The sequence below is a fragment of the Streptomyces sp. NPDC045022 genome (assembly GCF_056432605.1).
Window position 1 is genome coordinate 39649 of the sequence record NZ_JBWKIR010000006.1, and the last position, 16661, is coordinate 56309.

Genomic DNA, 16661 nt, shown 5'->3' on the forward strand with positions numbered 1-16661 from the left:
AGGGGATCCGATGGGCGGGCTTCCGCGCCCCGCGGCGGAGCCGTATGCACGCTCCGCGCCCCTTCGGACGGCTGCCGGATCCCCGCCGAAGGGCTCATGCCCGTACTGAGGCCGGCCGGGCGCGCCCTCGCCCGGCCGGCCTTCCCCGTGTTCGACTCGTGAGTTCCCCGGACGGCCCTAGGGCAGCAGCTTCTCGATGGCTGCCGGTCCCTCCGTCTCCAGCTTGCGACGCGCCCAGTCGAGGTTCCTCGGGGTGACGTCCCTGCCCGTCGCCATCACCAGGTCCTCAGGGGACACGTCCCTCGAGGGAGCGGAGTGGAGCAGGGCGTCCGGGGTGCAGTGGTCGTCGGACGACCGGGATTCTTCGGGTGTGGATGTCGACATGATGCCTCCTCCTCGGTCCGGATGACCGCATCCGTGCCGGTGCCTCCGAACGGGGCACACTCTCACCATTCCCCGCCTCGGCGCACCCTGCATCCGGAAGCGCCCTCGGGGCGGTGCGGAACGCCTGCCCACGCCGCGCGGGAGCACTCCCTCCTAAGCTGGATATCACCCGCACCACGCACCGGGAGGCCGCCGATGGCCGAGACCCCGTTCCCCGAGGACCTGCCCCGCCGCCCTCGCTACCTGCCGATCGCCGAGCACGGACTCATCGGCGACCTGCGCAGTGTGGCACTGGTCGGCAGCAACGGCACGATCGACTGGTACTGCTGTCCGGCGTTCGACTCCCCGAGCGTCTTCGCCGCGATCCTGGACGCCGAGCGCGGAGGCCGCTTCGAGCTGGCCGCCGCCGTGCCGGCGCGCACCAAGCAGTTCTACTTCCCCGACACCAACGTGCTGATCACCCGCTTCTTCACCGAGGACGGCGTCGGCGAAGTGCAGGACTTCATGCCGGTCGCCGGGGAGGCGCCCGTCGAGGCGAGCCGGCACCGGCTGATCCGGCGTGTGGTGTGCGTACGCGGCACCGTCCCCTTCCGGGTGCTGGTCGCCCCGCGCTTCGACTACGGCGCCGACCCGCATACCCTGCGCGCCCTGGACGGCATGGTCCTTTTCGAGTCCCCCGACCGGTCGCTGGCGCTCACCTCCACCGTGGCCCTGGAGTGCGACAGCCGCGACGCGCGCGCCGACTTCAAGCTCGGCGAGGGCGAGTCCGCGGTGTTCGCCCTCGACCAGGTCGACGGCGCGGTGGCCCCGCGCGGCTGCGCCCACACCGAGGCCGAGCACCAGTTCAACGCCACGGTCACCTACTGGCGGCGCTGGCTGCACCAGTCCCGCTACCGGGGCCGCTGGCGGGAGATGGTGCACCGCTCCGCCCTGACCCTCAAGCTCCTCACCTACGCCCCCACCGGCGCCATCGTCGCCGCTCCGACCACCAGCCTGCCCGAGCAGATCGGCGGCGAGCGCAACTGGGACTACCGGTACGTGTGGGTGCGCGACGCCGCCTTCGCCGTCTACGCGCTGCTGCGGCTCGGTTTCAGCGGCGAGGCCGAGGCGTTCATGCGCTTCCTGACCACGCACATCAGCCCGGGCAGCGACGACGGCTCCGGGCCGCTGCAGATCATGTACGGCATCGACGGCCGCGCCGAGCTGCCCGAACGCGAGCTGCCGCACCTGGAGGGCCACCAGGGCTCCGCCCCGGTCCGGGTCGGGAACGCCGCCGCCGGCCAGCTCCAGCTGGACATCTACGGCGCCCTGATCGACTCCATCTACCTCTACGACAAGTGGGCGCAGCCCATCTCCAGCGCCGAGTGGGACGACGTGTGCCGGCTGGTCGACTGGGTGTGCGACCACTGGGACCAGCCCGACGAGGGCGTGTGGGAGACCCGCGGCGGGCGGAAGACCTTCCTCTACTCGCGTCTGATGTGCTGGGTCGCCATCGAGCGCGCCATCCGCCTCGCCACCCACCGCGGGCTGCCCGCCGACCATCGCCGCTGGCGCCAGGCCCGCGACACCATCTACCGGCGGATCATGGACCGCGGCTGGTCCGAACGCCGCGGCGCCTTCGTGCAGTACGAGGGCGGCGACGTCCTCGACGCCTCGCTGCTGATGATGCCGCTCGCCAAGTTCATCGCTCCCACCGACCCCAAGTGGCTGTCCACCCTGGACGCCCTCACCGAGGACCTGGTCTCCGACTCCCTCGTCTACCGCTACGACCCGCAGGCCAGCCCCGACGGACTGCGCGGGGACGAAGGCACCTTCTCCATCTGCTCGTTCTGGTACGTCGAGGCACTGGTCCGGGCCGGCCGGCTCGACGAGGCGCGGCTGGCGTTCGAGAAGATGCTCACCTACGCCAACCATCTCGGCCTGTACGCCGAGGAGATCGGCCGCACCGGTGAGCAGCAGGGCAACTTCCCGCAGGCGTTCACCCATCTGTCGCTGATCAGTGCCGCGTTCAACCTGGACCGTGCCCTCGGCTGAACGGCCGGGCCGTGCCCGCGTTGGTCGACCGCGACGACCCGGTACCGGGGATTTCAGCCGCCGGGCCGTCGCATCCCACTCACCCGAGTGGCCGGCCAGACCGTGCAGCAGCACGACCGGAGTGCCTGGGCCGCCCCAGTCCCGGCAGACGAGTCGCACACCGTCTCGCGTCACTGTGCGCTCGGACCACGTCATGCGGATCTCCCGTGCGGCCGGTTTCGGTGCGGTCGTGGGCGAAAGAGGCCGGATCGTGCGAACCGGATGTCATCGGACGGTGTGTCCCCAGGCCGCACGGGTACCCGGGGTGTCCCAAAGCGGAATCGACACAGGGTCGACAGAGGGAGGAGACCCCGGATGACCAGCACCAGCGAGACCGGCGACGTCACCGGCACCCGCGACAAGGACTACAACCTGATCTGGTACGTCGAGGCGTGCCTGAGCAACGCGCTGCGTCTGGAGCAGTACATCCAGGACGCCGAGCGCGACAAGGACAACGAGGTCGTGGACCTGTTCCGCAAGGCCCAGGCCGACAGCCGCAAGGGCGCCGAACTGGGCAAGCAGCTGTTGCGCGCCCGGCTCAACGGCGGCTGACCGCCCGCCCGTCGCTCAGGCGAACCGGGAACTCGGGACGGGCCCGGCGGACCGCACACGTGCCCGGTCGCCGCGCAGCCATGTGCTCCTGACGGCCATGGCGAACGCGGCGAACCGCGCGTCGGGGTCCTCCGGGCCCTCGCCGTCCCCGGGATCCGCGACGGGGTCGGCGCCCACGATCACGGCGGCGATCTCCGCCGCCGTACGGTCGTCGGCCGGGCCGCGCTCCACGCCGCCGTCCGCGCCCTGACGCAACTGCTCGCCCCAGGGCGCCACGACCGACTGATGCAGCAGGCCGACGCTGTCCGCCGTGATCGCGGGCGGGTCCGTCCAGCAGCTGGCGTGTGCGTGCAGCACCTGCCCGGGGGCGCGCTCGAAGAGGGCCCCGACGAGTTCGGGGCCGCCGTCGTACTCCGCGAGCCCGTCGAGGTCGTAGGCGACCACCACCGTGTCCGCCCGGGCGGGCTCGAACGGCTCGGCCGGCAGGCCGAGTACCTCCGCCGCGGCCAGGCCGAGGATCGTCGAGTCCCGGTCCGGCAGCAGGGACACCGAACGCGGCCGTGTCTCCGTGGCGTCCAGCAGCGTCCGCAGCCGAAGCAGGCCGCGCAGGCACTGGTCCGGGCTGTCCTGCACCCAGGCGTAACGCCCGTTCATGCCCGCGTCGAAGCCGAACGGGGACAGCGTGCCGAGGACGGTGCCGCTGATCACGTACTGCCAGCCGCGCAGATCGGTCGGATCGAGCGGCCCCGCACGCTCGGCGTCGGCTGCGCGCGCGAGCATCCGGTTCTGCCGGTCCCGCGCGGGCTGCCACACGGTGTCCTCCGGTTCGCCCAGCAGGGCGTGCTGCCGCCGGGCCAGCTCGAGGTCACCAGCCATCACGGCGTTGAACACCAGCAGATAGCGGTCCGGCCAGTCCGTGAACCTCCCCTCCTGGCGAGCGAGTTCGGTCACCGCCTCACGGTGCCGGCCCTCCGCCTCGTACGCGGACACCAGCTCCCGCAGCACGGCGAGCGAGCCGTCGCTGCGGCGCAGCGCCTCGCGGAGCGCGGGGACCGCCAGGTAGGGCACACCGCGTTCGACACACGCGTATCCGAAGTCGTAGAGCGCCCGGGGGCGTTCGGCGTCGTCGGCCAGCGCCGCCGCGGCCTCGGCGAGGTCGTCGAAGCCCGCCGAGCCGGCGGCCCGCCGCACCACGAGCGCGACCTCGGCGAGCGGCTGCTCCTCGCCCGCCACCCGCAACTGCCGCAGCGCGCCTGGCACGTCCCCGGAATCCAGGGATTCCCAGGCCTTGAGGAGGTCGGCGGACTTGGGGCGGCGATTCCTGCGCGAGAACATGCCGGAGATCATCACCCGCCGCCTGCCATGTCCTCAACACATTTGCGCGGCGGGAGGGCGCCGGGAGCGGCAGGGCGCTCAGGGCAGCGGCTGCTCGGCCCAGATGATCTTGCCGTGCCGGGTGTAGCGGGTGCCCCACCGCTCGGCGAGCTGCGCGACCAGGAACAGACCCCGGCCGCCCTCGTCGGTGCTCGCCGCGTACCGCAGATGCGGCGAGGTCGTGCTGCGGTCGGAGACCTCGCAGATCAGCGTGCGGTCGCGCAGCAGCCGTACGCCGATCGGACCGCGCCCGTAGCGAATGGCGTTGGTGACCAGCTCGCTCAGGATCAGCTCGGTCGTGAAGGCCGGCTCTTCCAGGCCCCAGTCGGCCAGCTGCCGGGTCACCGAGGACCGTACCTCCGACACGGCCGCCGGGTCGGACGGCACCTGCCACTCCGCCACCCGGTCCGCGCCCAGCACGCGGGTGCGGGCCACGATCAGCGCCACGTCGTCGCTCGGCCGGTTGGGGAGCCGGTCCAGGACGGTACGGCAGGTCTCCTCCGGAGAGTCCCCCGGCGTACGGCGCAGAGCGTCGCGCAGCAGTTCGAGCCCCTCGTCGATGTCCCGCTCCCGGTCCTCCACCAGTCCGTCGGTGTACAGCACCAGGCGGCTGCCCTCAGGCAGCTCCAGCTCGGCCGTCTCGAACGGCAGCCCGCCCAGACCCAGCGGCGGGCCCGCGGGCACGTCCGGGAACTCCACACTGCCGTCGGGACGCACCAGCGCGAGCGGCGGATGGCCGGCCCGGGCGACGGTGCACACCCGGGAGACAGGGTCGTAGACCGCGTACAGACAGGTCGCGCCCGTGACCACGGCGGTGCCCTCCTCCGGCGTCTCGTCCTGGTCGATCCGGCCCACCAACTCGTCCAGCAGACCGAGGAGTTCGTCCGGCGGCAGGTCGAGCGAGGAGAAGTTGTGCACGGCCGTGCGCAGCCGGCCCATGGTCGCCGCCGCGTGCAGCCCGTGCCCCACCACATCGCCGACGACGAGCGCCACCCGGGCGCCCGACAGCGGCAGCACGTCGAACCAGTCGCCGCCCACACCGGACTGTGCCGGCAGATAGCGGTAAGCGATCTCCAGGGCCCCCTGCTCGGGCAGCGACCGCGGCAGCAGACTGCGCTGCAGGGTGACCGCCATGCTGTGCTCACGCGTGTACCGGCGGGCGTTGTCGATGGACACCGCCGCCCGCGCCACCAGCTCCTCGGCGAGGGCCAGCTCCTCGGAGTCGAACGGCTGCGGCTTCTCCGACCGCCAGAAGTTCGCCACGCCCAGCACCAGGCTGCCCGCCCGGAGCGGCACCGTGATCAGCGAATGGATGCCGTACGCCAGCACCTGGTCGGTCCGCTCCAGATCCTGCGCGCGCCAGCCGGGCGCCCTGCGCAGCCGGGGCTCCACCACCGACTGCCCGGTGGTCAGCGTGCGGGCCTGCGGCGAGGTGGGCACGAACCGGATCCGCTCGCCGACCGGGTACAGCGGGGCGTCCTTGCGGACACCGACGCACGCCGTGCGGCGCAGCGCGGTCCCCGGCTTCGGCTCCTCGCCGCAGAGCACCGCGTCGAACAGGTCCACCGTCGCGAAGTCCGCGAACCGGGGCACCGCCAGCTCGGCCAGCTCCTCGGCGGTGCGGGTCACGTCGAGGCTGGTGCCGATGCCCACCCCGGCGTCGTACAGCATGTTCAGCCGCTCGCGCGCCACCTCCGCACGGCCGGACAGGGCCCGCAGCTCGGTGGAGTCGCGCAGCGTCGTGACGCTGCCGGCCGGGCCGCCACGCAGATCGGTGGGCCGCTGGTTGATCGCCAGCAACCGGTCCTTGACCAGATGCACCTCGTCGGTGGCGACCCGCCCGGAGGCGAGCAGCGCCGCCGTCTCGCCGTCCAGGCCCAGCTCCAGCACACTCCGCCGCTCGGCGCCCTGGGGCAGGTCCAGCAGGCGGTGCGCCTCGTCGTTGGCGAGCAGCAGCCGACCGTCGCCGCCGACGATCAGCACGCCCTCCCGGACCGCGTGCAGTACCGCGTCGTGGTGCTCGTACATCCGGGTCATCTCGTACGGGCCGAGCCCGTGCGTCTGGCGCAGCAGGCGTCTGCTGACCAGGGCCGTGCCCGCGGTGGCCAGTGCCAGCGCCGCCGCGGCCGCGGCGAGCAGCAGCGGCAGTTGCCGGTCGGCGGCCCCGCCCACGTGCGCGGTGGTGATGCCGGACGAGACCAGGCCCACCACCTTGCCGGCGGAGTCCTTCACCGGCACCACGACCTGCACGAGCGGGCCTATCGTGCCGTCGACGTGCTCGGTGACCGTGCCCCCGGCCAGGGCCGGGCCGACCGTGCCGACGAACTTCTTGCCGATGCGGTCGGTCTTGGGGTGCGTGTAACGGATGCCGTCGGTGTCCATCACGACGATGAAGTCCACCCCGGACGCCTTGCGCGCGGCCTCGGCCTTGGGCTGCAGGATGGCCGTCGGATCCGGGGACCGCAGCGCGGCCGCCGTACCGGGTGCGTTGGCGAACGTCTGGGCGACCGCGAGGGAGCGGTTGCCGGCCTCGACGTCGCTGTCGTGCCGCACCTGGAGCACCTGGGCCACCACCGCCGAGACGACGAGCAGCAGCACGATCACCACTTGGAGGACGAACACCTGTCCGGCCACGCTGCGCCCGGACACAGCCCACCGAAGCACCCCCGGCCGATCGCCGTTCGCGTCGCCGGTGTCCGACCGTGGTACCAGCGGTGCGCGCGGTTGCCCGAAAGGACGGGGCGGCCGAGTCGCGGACCGGCCGGGCAGTCGCACCATGTGCCCATGTCTACACTGCCCGGCGCCGGCAGGCGAGACCGTTGCGCGAGGTGACGGCCGCCGGTCGGGGCGGCGCCCTCCCGGTCACCGGTGCCCCGGTGCCGCACGGCGGGCGGCGAGCAGCAGCGCCACGTCGTCGGGTCGGTCCCTGGCCTGCCGGGCGCTCGCGGTGAGCCGGTCGGCGACCCCGGCCAGCGACCGCCCGCCCCGTCGTCCGGCGGCGGCGCCGGCCCTGGCCAGCTCCAGTCGCAGCGCCGTGATGCCGTCGTCGATGTCGGCGCCCGGCCGCTCCACCAGGCCGTCCGTGTACAGCGCGAGGATCGCGTCCGGCTCCAGCAGCAGCTCGGTCACCGGGTACCGGGCGTGCGGATCCACCCCGAGGACCACACCGCCGGGGATGTCCAGCCGCCGGGCCCGCCCGTCGGGGGAGCGCAGCAGCGGCGGCGGATGGCCCGCCCGGGCGATCCGGGCGCGGCCGCTGGCCGGGTCCAGCCGCACATAGCAGCAGCTGGCGAACTGGCCCGGATCGAGGTCGATCAGCAGATGGTTCGTCCCGCTCAGCACCTCGTCCGGCGGCCGGTCGCCCAGCGCGAACGCCCGGACCGCACTGCGCAGCTGGCCCATGGTGGCCGCCGCCTGCACCCCGTGCCCCTGCACATCGCCGATGACCAGCGCGAGCCCGTCCCCGGCCTCCACCACGTCGTACCAGTCGCCGCCCACGTCCATGCCCTGCGTACCCGGCAGATAGCGTCCCGCGGTCTCCACCCGCGGATGCGCCGACAGCCGGCGGGGCAGCAGGGCCTGCTGCAGACCGCGGGCGAGCGCCGCCTCGCTGTCGTAGCGCTGGGCTCGCTCCATGGCGTGCGCGATCAGCCCGGCGAGCGCGGTCAGGACCGTGGATTCCTCCGTGCTGAAGCGGCGTGAGCCCTCGAAGCCGAGGATGCAGGAGCCGACCGGCCGGCCGGAGGCGATCAGCGGCAGGAAGGCGCGGGCGCCCTCGTCCGCGTCCAGCGGGACACCCGGGTAGGCGGCCGCCAGCTGCTGCATCGACTCGAAGAACAGGGGCCGGCCCGTGGTGAGGGTCTCCACGCCCGGCACGTGCGCGTCCAGGCCGATGCCGTCGAACGGCGCCAGGAAGCCCTGCGGGAAACCGGTCTCCCAGGCCAGGTACAGATGGCGTTCCTGAAGCAGGTAGATGGCCAGCCGGCGACCGCCGAACGCCGGCAGCAGCTCCTGCATGACCACCGCCGAGACCTGCCGGGCGGTCACCGCGTCCGTCAGCGCGATGGCCAGGGCGATCGGCCGGTACAGCGGCTCCATCGAGTGACCGTCCGCCACCGGGCTGCCCGGAACGTGTACGTCCGAGACCGGCTCGACCGGCGCGTCCATGCGGCTGGCCGGGACGAGGGTGCAGGTCAGCAGGTCGGTGCCGGGATGCACCGATGCGGCGAGCCAGTCACCGTCCCCGCCCTCCGCACGGTCGGCGGCCGGCCGCCGTACATGAAAATGCGCCGGGCGCGCGGACAGCAGGGCGCCCCGCAGATGGTCGTCGTACGGCGGCCCCGCCAGCCACGGCATGGCCTCCCACAACTCCTGCCCGAGCAGCCACTCCCGGTCCCGGCCCGCGAGCCGGGCCGCGGCCTGGTTGGCGTACACGATCAGCCCCAGCCGGTCGAGACAGAACACGCCCTGCGGCAGCAGATCGGCCGCGCCGTCGGCACCGGCGCCGGGACCGGGGTCGAAGACCACCCCGCCGATCCCCGTGGCACCGTCGCCCGCGGCCGGCCACAGGTCCAGCAGTCGCGGTGTGCCGTCCGGCGAGCGCAGGGTGAGCGGCGCGCCCGGCGGTTCACCGGCGGCCGTCTCGCGCAGCGCGGAAAGGATCAGGTGCGCGTCGGCCGGGGCCACGGCGGCCGCGAGCGCCGCGTCCGTCCCCGCGAACTCGCCCGGGCGCAGACCGAGAAGGGTGTGGAGCCGGTCGTCCGCGCGGACCGAGGAGGTCGCCGGGTCCCAGCTGAACCGTCCCACAGCGGCCCGCGCGGGCCGGCTCGCGGGTGGCCGCACGCACAGCGGTTCCCCGTCCCAGACGAGCGCGTCCGGGTTTCCGTCGGCGAGGCCGAGCAGTTCGGCGCCGAGCCCCTCGGCCAGCCGCGTGAGCGGCTCCCCGTCCAGCAGCTCGTCCACGGACTCGGCGACCGCCGGACGCAGCACCGTCAGCACACCGAGCGGCTCGACCCCGCCCGGCACCGGCACGTGCACCGATCCGAACGGGAAGGGCAGCCCCGCCGCGAACTGCGGATACCTGCGCATGGTCTCCGTGGCGTTCGGCAGCACCACCTGCACGCCCAGCCGGTAGGCGTCGGCGACCGGGAAGGGACGGCCCATGTGCAGCCGCCACCAGGGCTCGAACAGCGGTCCGGGCAGCCCCACGAGCACCGCGAGACGCAGCAGGCCCGGGGTACTGGCGCGCAGGTACACGCCCGCCACCCGGCCACCGGCCGCGCCGAGCGCACCGGTCGAGGCGTCGGCCAGCAGCGCGGCCAACCGGGCCCGCGTACCGACCGTCTGCTCGCCGCTGCCGGCCATCGGCCCTACCTCGTCCCGTGCGCCTCCGCGTGGATGACACAGCAAGAATGCGCCAGAAAGAGCGTGGAATGCACCTGGTAGGGAGGGGGAAACGGCCGGGGGGAGGGGAAACGGCCGGGGGGAGGGGAAACGGCCGGGGAGAGGGGAAACGGCCGGTGGGAGGGGAAACGGCCGGGGGGAGGGGAAACGGCCGGGGGGAGGGGGAGCGGTGAGAGGGCGCGGTTACCGCCCGGCCGGCCCGCCCCCACTCGCGGACGCTGCGTGCGCCCTGATCGCCCGGAGCCGCCGTTCACACCAACACCGCGTCCCGGTGCCGCCTCACACCAGTGCCTCATCCCGGTGGCGGGGCCATGCACCCGCTCCTAGTAATGGAGTGCGTAACGCCGCGCGCCGCACGCGGGGGCGCCGGTGCGGCCGCACCCTTCTCCTGGAGCCGAGATGACCACCCGCTCTTCGTCCCATTGTCCCGACGACTCCCTGATACCTCCCGCACCGGCCGCCGTCGGCGTCCCCACTCCGTCCGCTCACCTCCCGGCGCGGGCCGCGGCACCGCTCCTCGAGCAGTTCCCCGATGCCCACCATCAGGGCGATCTCCCGTACGGTGACCCGTTGCGCGAACTGGTCCACGCGGCCGTCGCCGACCGCCCCGTGGAGGACGTCGCCCGGCTCATCACGCTGCTGGAACGCTCGCCCGAGCACGCCCGGACCACGGCGGACGCGCTGCGCGCGGCCGCGATCGGCCGCTGCGTGGAGGACGTCACCCGCCTGGTGACCCTGCTCACCAAGCCGCCCCGGGGGTCCGACAGCGCGGACGCGGCGATCCGTGCCGCCGCCGAGCGCCGGTCCCTGGAGGACGTCATGCGGCTGATGCAGCTGCTGCACCGCACTCCGGTGGAACCCCGCTGCGGACAGGCGGCCGTGCGGGCGGCGGCCGTCAACCGGCCCGTCGAGGAACTCGCCGAGCTGATCAGTCGGCTGGCCGCGGACCGGTCCGTGTCCCAGAGCCCCCCGACCGGGCCGACGCTCCCCGAGTCCGCCGGCTCCACGTCCGGGTCCGCCGCTCCTACCGCCGCAGCCGCGCCCGTACCCGCATCCGCGCCCGCATCCACAGCCGCATCCGTATCCGCGCCCGTATCCGCGACGGCACCGGCACCCGCGGTCGCGACCGTGCCCGGCCTGAAGGATCGGCCCGGCAACGACCTGTCCGCGAGTGACGGGTCAGCGAAGGATCGGTCCGCGAAGGGCCGGTCGGTGAATGAGCGGTCGGCGTATGACCTGTCGGCGAACGACCGGTCCGTGCAGGGTCGGTCGGCGAAGGACCGGCCCGCGACGGACCGGGAGGCCGAGAAACGCCCCCGGGTCGGCCGGGATTCAGCGGCCTCCCTGTGGGGCGCCCGCGGCGCCGCGCTGCTGGTGTTCCTGTGCGGAGTGGCCCACACCCCGCGCTACTGGGCCGCGCTCTCCCAAGGCGTCCTCGGGGCCACGGTCGTCGTGGCGGGGCTGTGCATGCTGCTGGCCCTCGCCCTCACCGCCTGGACGGTGCAGGCCCGGCTCGTCGCGGCGACGGCCGCCGTCGGCGTCATGGCGGTGCTCGCCGTGGGACAGATGCTCGGCGGGCGGTTCGGCCCGCCCGGCCTGTCCCGGGTGTGGGACGCGACCCTGGCCGCGCCATGGCTCGCCGGTACGGCGGCGGCGGTGGCCGCGCTCGCTGCTCTGGTGGCGCTGGTGGTCACCCTGGTCGCAGGCGACTCCTCCCGCAGTCACCGCGGGCATTGAGCCAGGTCGCCCGCGCCAGGCCGGGCCCACCGGAGTCCACCGGGCGCAGCACCGGGTGACCCTCCGCCCGGACGGCCACCACGGCGAACGGCAAGGTGCCCGCCCTCCGGCACATCGCCACATCCTCGGGGCGAACACCGCTCCAGCCGCACCGGACGCCCTCCGCGAGCCGCACCGGACGCCCTCCGCGAGCCGCGCGGCGGCGTCCGCATGCCGGGCCGTCGCGCGGCAGGGGCCCGGGTCGGCGCCGCCCGCGCGGACGGGCTCCGCGATGTACCGGGCGCGGGCGAAAGCCTCCTCGGCCCGTCCGCCGTCCCCGGTGACGACGAAGGCACCGTCTCCGGCCGGGTCCGCACCTCGGCGCCGGCCCCGCCGCCACGAAGCTCGCGCACAGCAGCAGCCAGGCGCCCGCCACCACCAGCGCCCCGGCGGTGGGGTTCTGCGCGGCAGTACGGCCCCGCACACCGAGCGAGCCCAGCCTGCCGGGAGGTTGGCCGCGGCGAAGCCCGCAACGGGCGCCCCTCCTGAAACGCCGGCCGGCCCGGGTGACGGGCCTTCAGGTCCAGGCCCTCTCCGGCCCTGCGTACCGGTACCGGCGAAGACGATCCGCTCGGCACCGCGCCACAACGCCCGGGCGGACACGCTGAACGCACGCATCACCTCCACGACCACGGCCGCGCCAGGGGCTCTGGGCGCGGCGGCGACACCGCCGAGCACGGGCCGCATCGCTCCCTGATGCGGCACGCGGCGGCGGTTCAGGGCTCGGTACTCCCGGGCGGCAGCGGGTGGGCGGCGCGCAGGCTGCGCAGGGCGAGGAACAGCACACCGATGTCGTCCAGATAGACGGGGTCGGGCAATAGGTCGGTGGGCAGCAGCAGGTACGCGACCGCACCCCAGAACACCCAGCGCGGGCCCGTCGGCAACCCCGCCCGCCGCAGCGTGCGCCGGGCGCGCACCAGCCGGAGCAGCAGGGCGACGGCGACGGTGAGCAGCGCCGCCGCGACGACCGCGGCGATCACGAGCAGGGTCGTGGTGGAATCCATCCGGCCTCCTTCTCCTTCTTCGGTGGGAGGGCTACGGCGGTCCCGGAGGACGGGCTAAGACGACCGGGCCGTGCCGTCCGTGCCGTCTGTGCCGTTCGCGCGGACGGTGCTGTCCACGCGGTCCGTCTCGTCCGTGCCGTCCGGTGAGCCGTCCGGGGCGGGCGCCGGGTACCGCTGGCCCTTGGTGGTGAACTTCAGCCGTTCGAACCTCCGTGTCAACTGTTGCAGCGCGCCAGGCGTCCGGGAAGCGGACCGCTGCTGCTGAGGCAGCGCGGGCGCGGGGACGTCGCGATATGCGGACAGAGCCTCCAGGGCCTGCTCGGCGGCCTGTTTGTACAGGTCCCGGGACTTCGTCATCGCCTCGAGCGCTTCGGCGTACATGGCGACCAGCTGCCGCTCGCGCGCCAGCTCCTCCTGCGGGGTCATCAGGGTCCAGTTCTCGCGCAGGTCCGAGAGCGCCCCCTCGGCGTCCCGTGGCAGGGGCCGGGGCAGGGCGACGAAATTCCGCAGGGCCGCGACGAGTTCGATCGGCTCGGAGCCGTCCAGGAAGACGTCGCGCACACTGTGCTCCCGGCCGTCGTAGTCCTTCGGTGCCGGATCCGGGGGCAGCAGCACGGCACCGCCGCGCGGCACCTCGACGCCGAGGTCCTTCAGCGCCCAGTTGACGGCGCGCAGCTGTTGCGGGGCGGCCCGGTGCTCCACCACGCGGTGCCTCAGGCCAGGCGGCAGCAACCGCGCGAGCGGCAGCCGGCCCCGCTCGTCCGGGGTCATCGCCTCGTGCACGACGACGTTGACGCACCAGGCATCGCGGGCCGCGGCCCGCAGCCGGCGCCGCATCTCCTTGTCGTCCGCGGGCAGCGCGTTGACCTGCCGGAAGCGCACACCGGCGACCGTGGCGTGGTGGTCCCAGGAACCGTCGTCCCCCTCACCCGGGCCGCCCTCGGGCCAGAACAGGGTCGCCGGCGAGGGCCACGCCTCGTCCCACGGGCGCTCGGCCTCCGCGACGAGCTGCCACTCGTGCCCCTGCGGCCCACCCGTGAGCGGTACGAGGGTCAGCCGGGCCCGCACGGTCACCGTGCCCGCGGCACGCCAACGCGCCTCGAAAACCCGGTGCGTCGCGTCCACGGGCGCGGGCGGTTCGGCGAAGTCGTCTATGTCACCGCTGTCCTTGTGCCGGCGCAGGGTGCGTCGGACGACGTCCTCGGGAGCGGGACCGGTGTGGCGGCCGCGGGCCGCCCAGAGGGTCTGCGGGATGGTGGCGCGGTCGCTGGCGGAGTTCGACATGGGCCAATCTGCTGATGGGGGCGGGTGCGCCTCCCAGTATCACCGCTCGGCGGCGTAACACGTCCGCCGGGGCCGGGAAGCGGCGCGTGGCGGCCGGTGCGCGCCCCGCGCACGGGACGCGCGCCGGACACCCGGGGCGCGCGGGGAACGCGTCGGGAGGCCGCCGTTCACCCGTGGTGGTACCCGCGTACGGCGCCCACAATGGTCCGGCGAACGGGGCCCGCCCGTCCATCCGCTCAGGGGCGGGCCCCGTTCACACCACACCCTTCGCGTCTCGAAGTCCGCGACGCGGGAACCGGCGGAGTCCCGTGCCGACTGGGTCGGGCCCGCTCACCAGACCCGATGCCACGAGCCCTCACATCAGCGTCCTGGCCCGCCGAATAGGCAAGTTGAGCAGGCACCTGGCGGTCAGGGAGGGCAAGAACGTGTACGGCCCCTTCACCAGGCTGCTGCCGCCGGGTGCCGCTGCACGAGCTGTTCACCCAGGCTGCGGCGGCCTGACCGGCTGAGGGGGGGCCGGCGCCTCGGCACCGGCCCCCCTCAGAGCCCCTCGGAGTCCGGGACCTGTGCCCTCGGAGTGCCCCCCGAGCCGCTTGGTGCCGGGGCTTACGCCCCGCTCTCCCGCAGCATGTCCTCACGCTCGACTATCTTCACGCGCCCGCGGCCCTGCGGCTCACCCAGCGCCCGCTCGGCGGCGTCCAGCTTGTACCAGCCCTCCCAGGTGGTGCAGCGGACGTTGCGCTCGGCGAGGAAGGCGTCCACGGCCTCCGGCTCGGGCGAGGCGGGGCTGTGCAGGCGGCCGTTCGCGTGGTCGTCCAGCAGGTTGGCCACGGTCTCGTTCGCGTCACCCTTGGTGTGGCCGATCAGACCGATCGGGCCGCGCCGGATCCAGCCGGTGACGTAGGTGGACTGCAGGTGCGCGCCGCCTTCCTCGATCACCCGGCCGCCCTCGTCCGGGACGGTGCCCGAGTCGATGTCCCAGGGCAGCTTGGGCAGCTTCTCGGAGAGGTAGCCGACGGCACGGTAGACGGCGGTGACGTCCCAGTCCTTGAACTCACCGGTGCCCTTGACGTTGCCGGTGCCGTCCAGGGCGGTGCGCTCGGTGCGCAGGCCGACGACCTTGCCGTCCTCGCCGAGGATCTCCGCGGGAGACTCGAAGAAGTGCAGGAACAGCTTGTGCGGGCGGTCGCCGGTGTCCCGGATCGCCCAGTTCTCCAGCGTTTTGGCGACCATGTCGGCCTGCTTGTTGCCGCGCCGGGTCTCGATCGATCCCTCGTCGTAGTCGATGTCCTCGGGGTCGACGATGACCTCGATGTTGGGGGAGTGGTCCAGCTCGCGCAGTTCCATCGGGCTGAACTTCGCCTGTGCGGGGCCACGGCGGCCGAAGACGTGGATCTCCAGGGCCTTGTTGGCCTTCAGACCGTCGTAGACGTTCGGCGGGATCTCGGTCGGCAGCAGTTCTTCGGCGGTCTTGGCGAGAATGCGGGCCACGTCGAGCGCGACGTTGCCGACGCCGAGCACAGCGACCTTCTCGGCCTCCAGCGGCCAGGTGCGCGGCACGTCCGGGTGACCGTCGTACCAGGAGACGAAGTCGGCGGCGCCGTAGGAGCCGTCCAGGTCGATGCCGGGGAGGGCCAGTTCACGGTCGGCCATCGCGCCCGTGGAGAAGATCACCGCGTCGTAGAAGGCGCGCAGGTCGTCCAGGCTGATGTCCGTCGGGTAGTCGACGTTGCCGAACAGGCGGATCTGCGGCTTGTCCAGCACCTGGTGCAGGGCGGTGATGATGCCCTTGATGCGCGGGTGATCGGGCGCGACGCCGTACCGGATCAGGCCGAACGGGGCGGGCATCCGCTCGAAGAGGTCGATGGACACACCGGGGTCGGCGGCCACCTCGGACTTGAGCAGGGCATCGGCGGCGTAGATCCCGGCGGGGCCGGCTCCGACGATGGCTACCCGCAGGGGGCGCGACATGATCAGGTTCCCTTCGAGCGTGGACAGGCGACTCGACTGGGAAGCCTAAGCTAAGGCAGCCCTAAGTTAGTACGGGGGTCCGGTCTATGACCTCATAAGGTGATCTTATGCCTTGTCCAGGTGGCCCTTATGGGGCCGGGGTCCCGGCGGGCGCGACGACGGTGGCCCGGCGGCGCTCGAGGTCGGTGCGTCAGGGGTGGCTGTCCGCGAACCGGGCCTCACCCACAGCCCGCCGGAAGAGACCCTGATCAACCACTCGCCCGATGGCCGCCGGTGCCCGGCGTCTCAGGCGGGCCTGACGACGCGGTGGATCGCCGCTTCCCCGGCGCCGTAGACGGACTCCTCGCGGATCGACGAGCCCGGGCCGGGGGCATGGACCATCATGCCGTCGCCGATGTGAAGGCCCACGTGCCGGTCGTCGTCGAAGAAGAGGACGAGATCACCGGGCTCGAGTTCGGCGAGCGTGACCGGGGCGCCGGCCAGCGCCTGCTGGTGCGCGGCCCGCGGCAGCGTGACCCCGGCCGCCCTCCACGCGGCCTGCGTGAGGCTGGAGCAGTCGTAGGAGTCCGGCCCGGTCGCACCCCACACACAGGGCTTACCGATCTGCGCCCGAGCGAACGCGATGGCCTTGGCGGCACGGAGGGCGCGGGGTGACTCGGGGGCCGGCGGTGGGAGGGTGACGGAACCTGTGGCGGTGCCGGGTACGGCGAAGGACCCTGTGCCGGTGAGCGAGGGGAAGGATCCGGTGTCGGTGACGGCGGCAACGACGCCCGGGTATGCGAAGGAGCCGGTGTCGGTGAGGGATGCGGGGGTGGTCGGGTATGCGAAGGAGCCGGTGTA

11 protein-coding genes and 1 pseudogene are annotated in these 16661 nt (G+C 73.5%); 3 read left to right on the top strand and 9 right to left on the bottom strand.

Annotated elements, in window-relative coordinates; genetic code table 11:
• Positions 1 to 177: 177 nt before the first annotated feature.
• Positions 178 to 384 (bottom strand): hypothetical protein, encoded by a 207-nt coding sequence (locus tag AC07C1_RS13155; protein ID WP_478938768.1) that lies wholly within the window; start codon positions 382 to 384, stop codon positions 178 to 180.
• Between the two features lie 195 nt (positions 385 to 579).
• Between AC07C1_RS13155 and AC07C1_RS13160 the strand changes: the two genes are divergently transcribed.
• Positions 580 to 2418, top strand: a complete 1839-nt coding sequence (locus AC07C1_RS13160) for a glycoside hydrolase family 15 protein (RefSeq protein WP_478938769.1) — start codon at positions 580 to 582, stop codon at positions 2416 to 2418.
• Here the strand turns inward: AC07C1_RS13160 and AC07C1_RS13165 are convergent.
• Positions 2373 to 2613: pseudogene (locus AC07C1_RS13165) on the bottom strand (alpha/beta fold hydrolase); the annotation flags it as partial. The gene AC07C1_RS13160 and the pseudogene AC07C1_RS13165 overlap by 46 nt on opposite strands.
• Positions 2614 to 2772: 159 nt before the next feature.
• Between AC07C1_RS13165 and AC07C1_RS13170 the strand changes: the two are divergent.
• Complete coding sequence (locus tag AC07C1_RS13170) at positions 2773 to 3009, top strand: hypothetical protein (protein ID WP_478938770.1); 237 nt, start codon at positions 2773 to 2775, stop codon at positions 3007 to 3009.
• A 15-nt stretch (positions 3010 to 3024) separates the two neighbouring features.
• Here AC07C1_RS13170 and AC07C1_RS13175 read toward each other — a convergent pair whose 3' ends face one another.
• The 3 genes from AC07C1_RS13175 to AC07C1_RS13185 form a co-directional block, all read right to left on the bottom strand.
• On the bottom strand, positions 3025 to 4344 hold the full coding sequence (locus AC07C1_RS13175; protein WP_478938771.1) for a hypothetical protein: 1320 nt from the start codon (positions 4342 to 4344) through the stop codon (positions 3025 to 3027).
• Positions 4345 to 4422: 78 nt separating this feature from the next.
• Positions 4423 to 7161: a SpoIIE family protein phosphatase gene (locus AC07C1_RS13180; protein WP_478938772.1), complete on the bottom strand. Its 2739-nt coding sequence runs from the start codon at positions 7159 to 7161 to the stop codon at positions 4423 to 4425.
• An 84-nt stretch (positions 7162 to 7245) separates the two neighbouring features.
• Positions 7246 to 9747: a SpoIIE family protein phosphatase gene (locus tag AC07C1_RS13185; RefSeq protein WP_478938773.1), complete on the bottom strand. Its 2502-nt coding sequence runs from the start codon at positions 9745 to 9747 to the stop codon at positions 7246 to 7248.
• A 438-nt stretch (positions 9748 to 10185) separates the two neighbouring features.
• Between AC07C1_RS13185 and AC07C1_RS13190 the strand changes: the two genes are divergently transcribed.
• Positions 10186 to 11523: a hypothetical protein gene (locus AC07C1_RS13190; RefSeq protein WP_478938774.1), complete on the top strand. Its 1338-nt coding sequence runs from the start codon at positions 10186 to 10188 to the stop codon at positions 11521 to 11523.
• 755 nt (positions 11524 to 12278) lie between these two features.
• On the opposite strand, the gene AC07C1_RS13195 is transcribed toward AC07C1_RS13190, so the two are convergent.
• The 4 genes from AC07C1_RS13195 to AC07C1_RS13210 form a co-directional block, all read right to left on the bottom strand.
• Positions 12279 to 12566 carry a DUF1232 domain-containing protein gene (locus AC07C1_RS13195; protein WP_478938775.1) on the bottom strand — a complete coding sequence of 96 codons (288 nt, stop codon included), beginning with the start codon at positions 12564 to 12566 and terminating at the stop codon, positions 12279 to 12281.
• Between the two features lie 54 nt (positions 12567 to 12620).
• Positions 12621 to 13850 (bottom strand): hypothetical protein, encoded by a 1230-nt coding sequence (locus AC07C1_RS13200; protein WP_478938776.1) that lies wholly within the window; start codon positions 13848 to 13850, stop codon positions 12621 to 12623.
• Positions 13851 to 14456: 606 nt separating this feature from the next.
• Entirely contained in the window at positions 14457 to 15821 is a 1365-nt protein-coding gene (locus AC07C1_RS13205) for an FAD-dependent oxidoreductase (RefSeq protein ID WP_478938777.1), read from the bottom strand.
• Positions 15822 to 16106: 285 nt separating this feature from the next.
• Positions 16107 to 16661, bottom strand: a 555-nt coding sequence (locus AC07C1_RS13210) for a C40 family peptidase (protein ID WP_478938778.1), incomplete at its 5' end; no start/stop codon positions are given.

Coding starts and splice junctions, on each gene's coding strand:
- AC07C1_RS13175 (WP_478938771.1), bottom strand. CDS start 4,344: ATGTTCTCGCGCAGGAATCGCCGCCCCAAGTCCGCCGACCTCCTCAAG.
- AC07C1_RS13200 (WP_478938776.1), bottom strand. CDS start 13,850: ATGTCGAACTCCGCCAGCGACCGCGCCACCATCCCGCAGACCCTCTGG.
- AC07C1_RS13195 (WP_478938775.1), bottom strand. CDS start 12,566: ATGGATTCCACCACGACCCTGCTCGTGATCGCCGCGGTCGTCGCGGCG.
- AC07C1_RS13160 (WP_478938769.1), top strand. CDS start 580: ATGGCCGAGACCCCGTTCCCCGAGGACCTGCCCCGCCGCCCTCGCTAC.
- AC07C1_RS13185 (WP_478938773.1), bottom strand. CDS start 9,747: ATGGCCGGCAGCGGCGAGCAGACGGTCGGTACGCGGGCCCGGTTGGCC.
- AC07C1_RS13155 (WP_478938768.1), bottom strand. CDS start 384: ATGTCGACATCCACACCCGAAGAATCCCGGTCGTCCGACGACCACTGC.
- AC07C1_RS13170 (WP_478938770.1), top strand. CDS start 2,773: ATGACCAGCACCAGCGAGACCGGCGACGTCACCGGCACCCGCGACAAG.
- AC07C1_RS13205 (WP_478938777.1), bottom strand. CDS start 15,821: ATGTCGCGCCCCCTGCGGGTAGCCATCGTCGGAGCCGGCCCCGCCGGG.
- AC07C1_RS13180 (WP_478938772.1), bottom strand. CDS start 7,161: ATGGTGCGACTGCCCGGCCGGTCCGCGACTCGGCCGCCCCGTCCTTTC.
- AC07C1_RS13190 (WP_478938774.1), top strand. CDS start 10,186: ATGACCACCCGCTCTTCGTCCCATTGTCCCGACGACTCCCTGATACCT.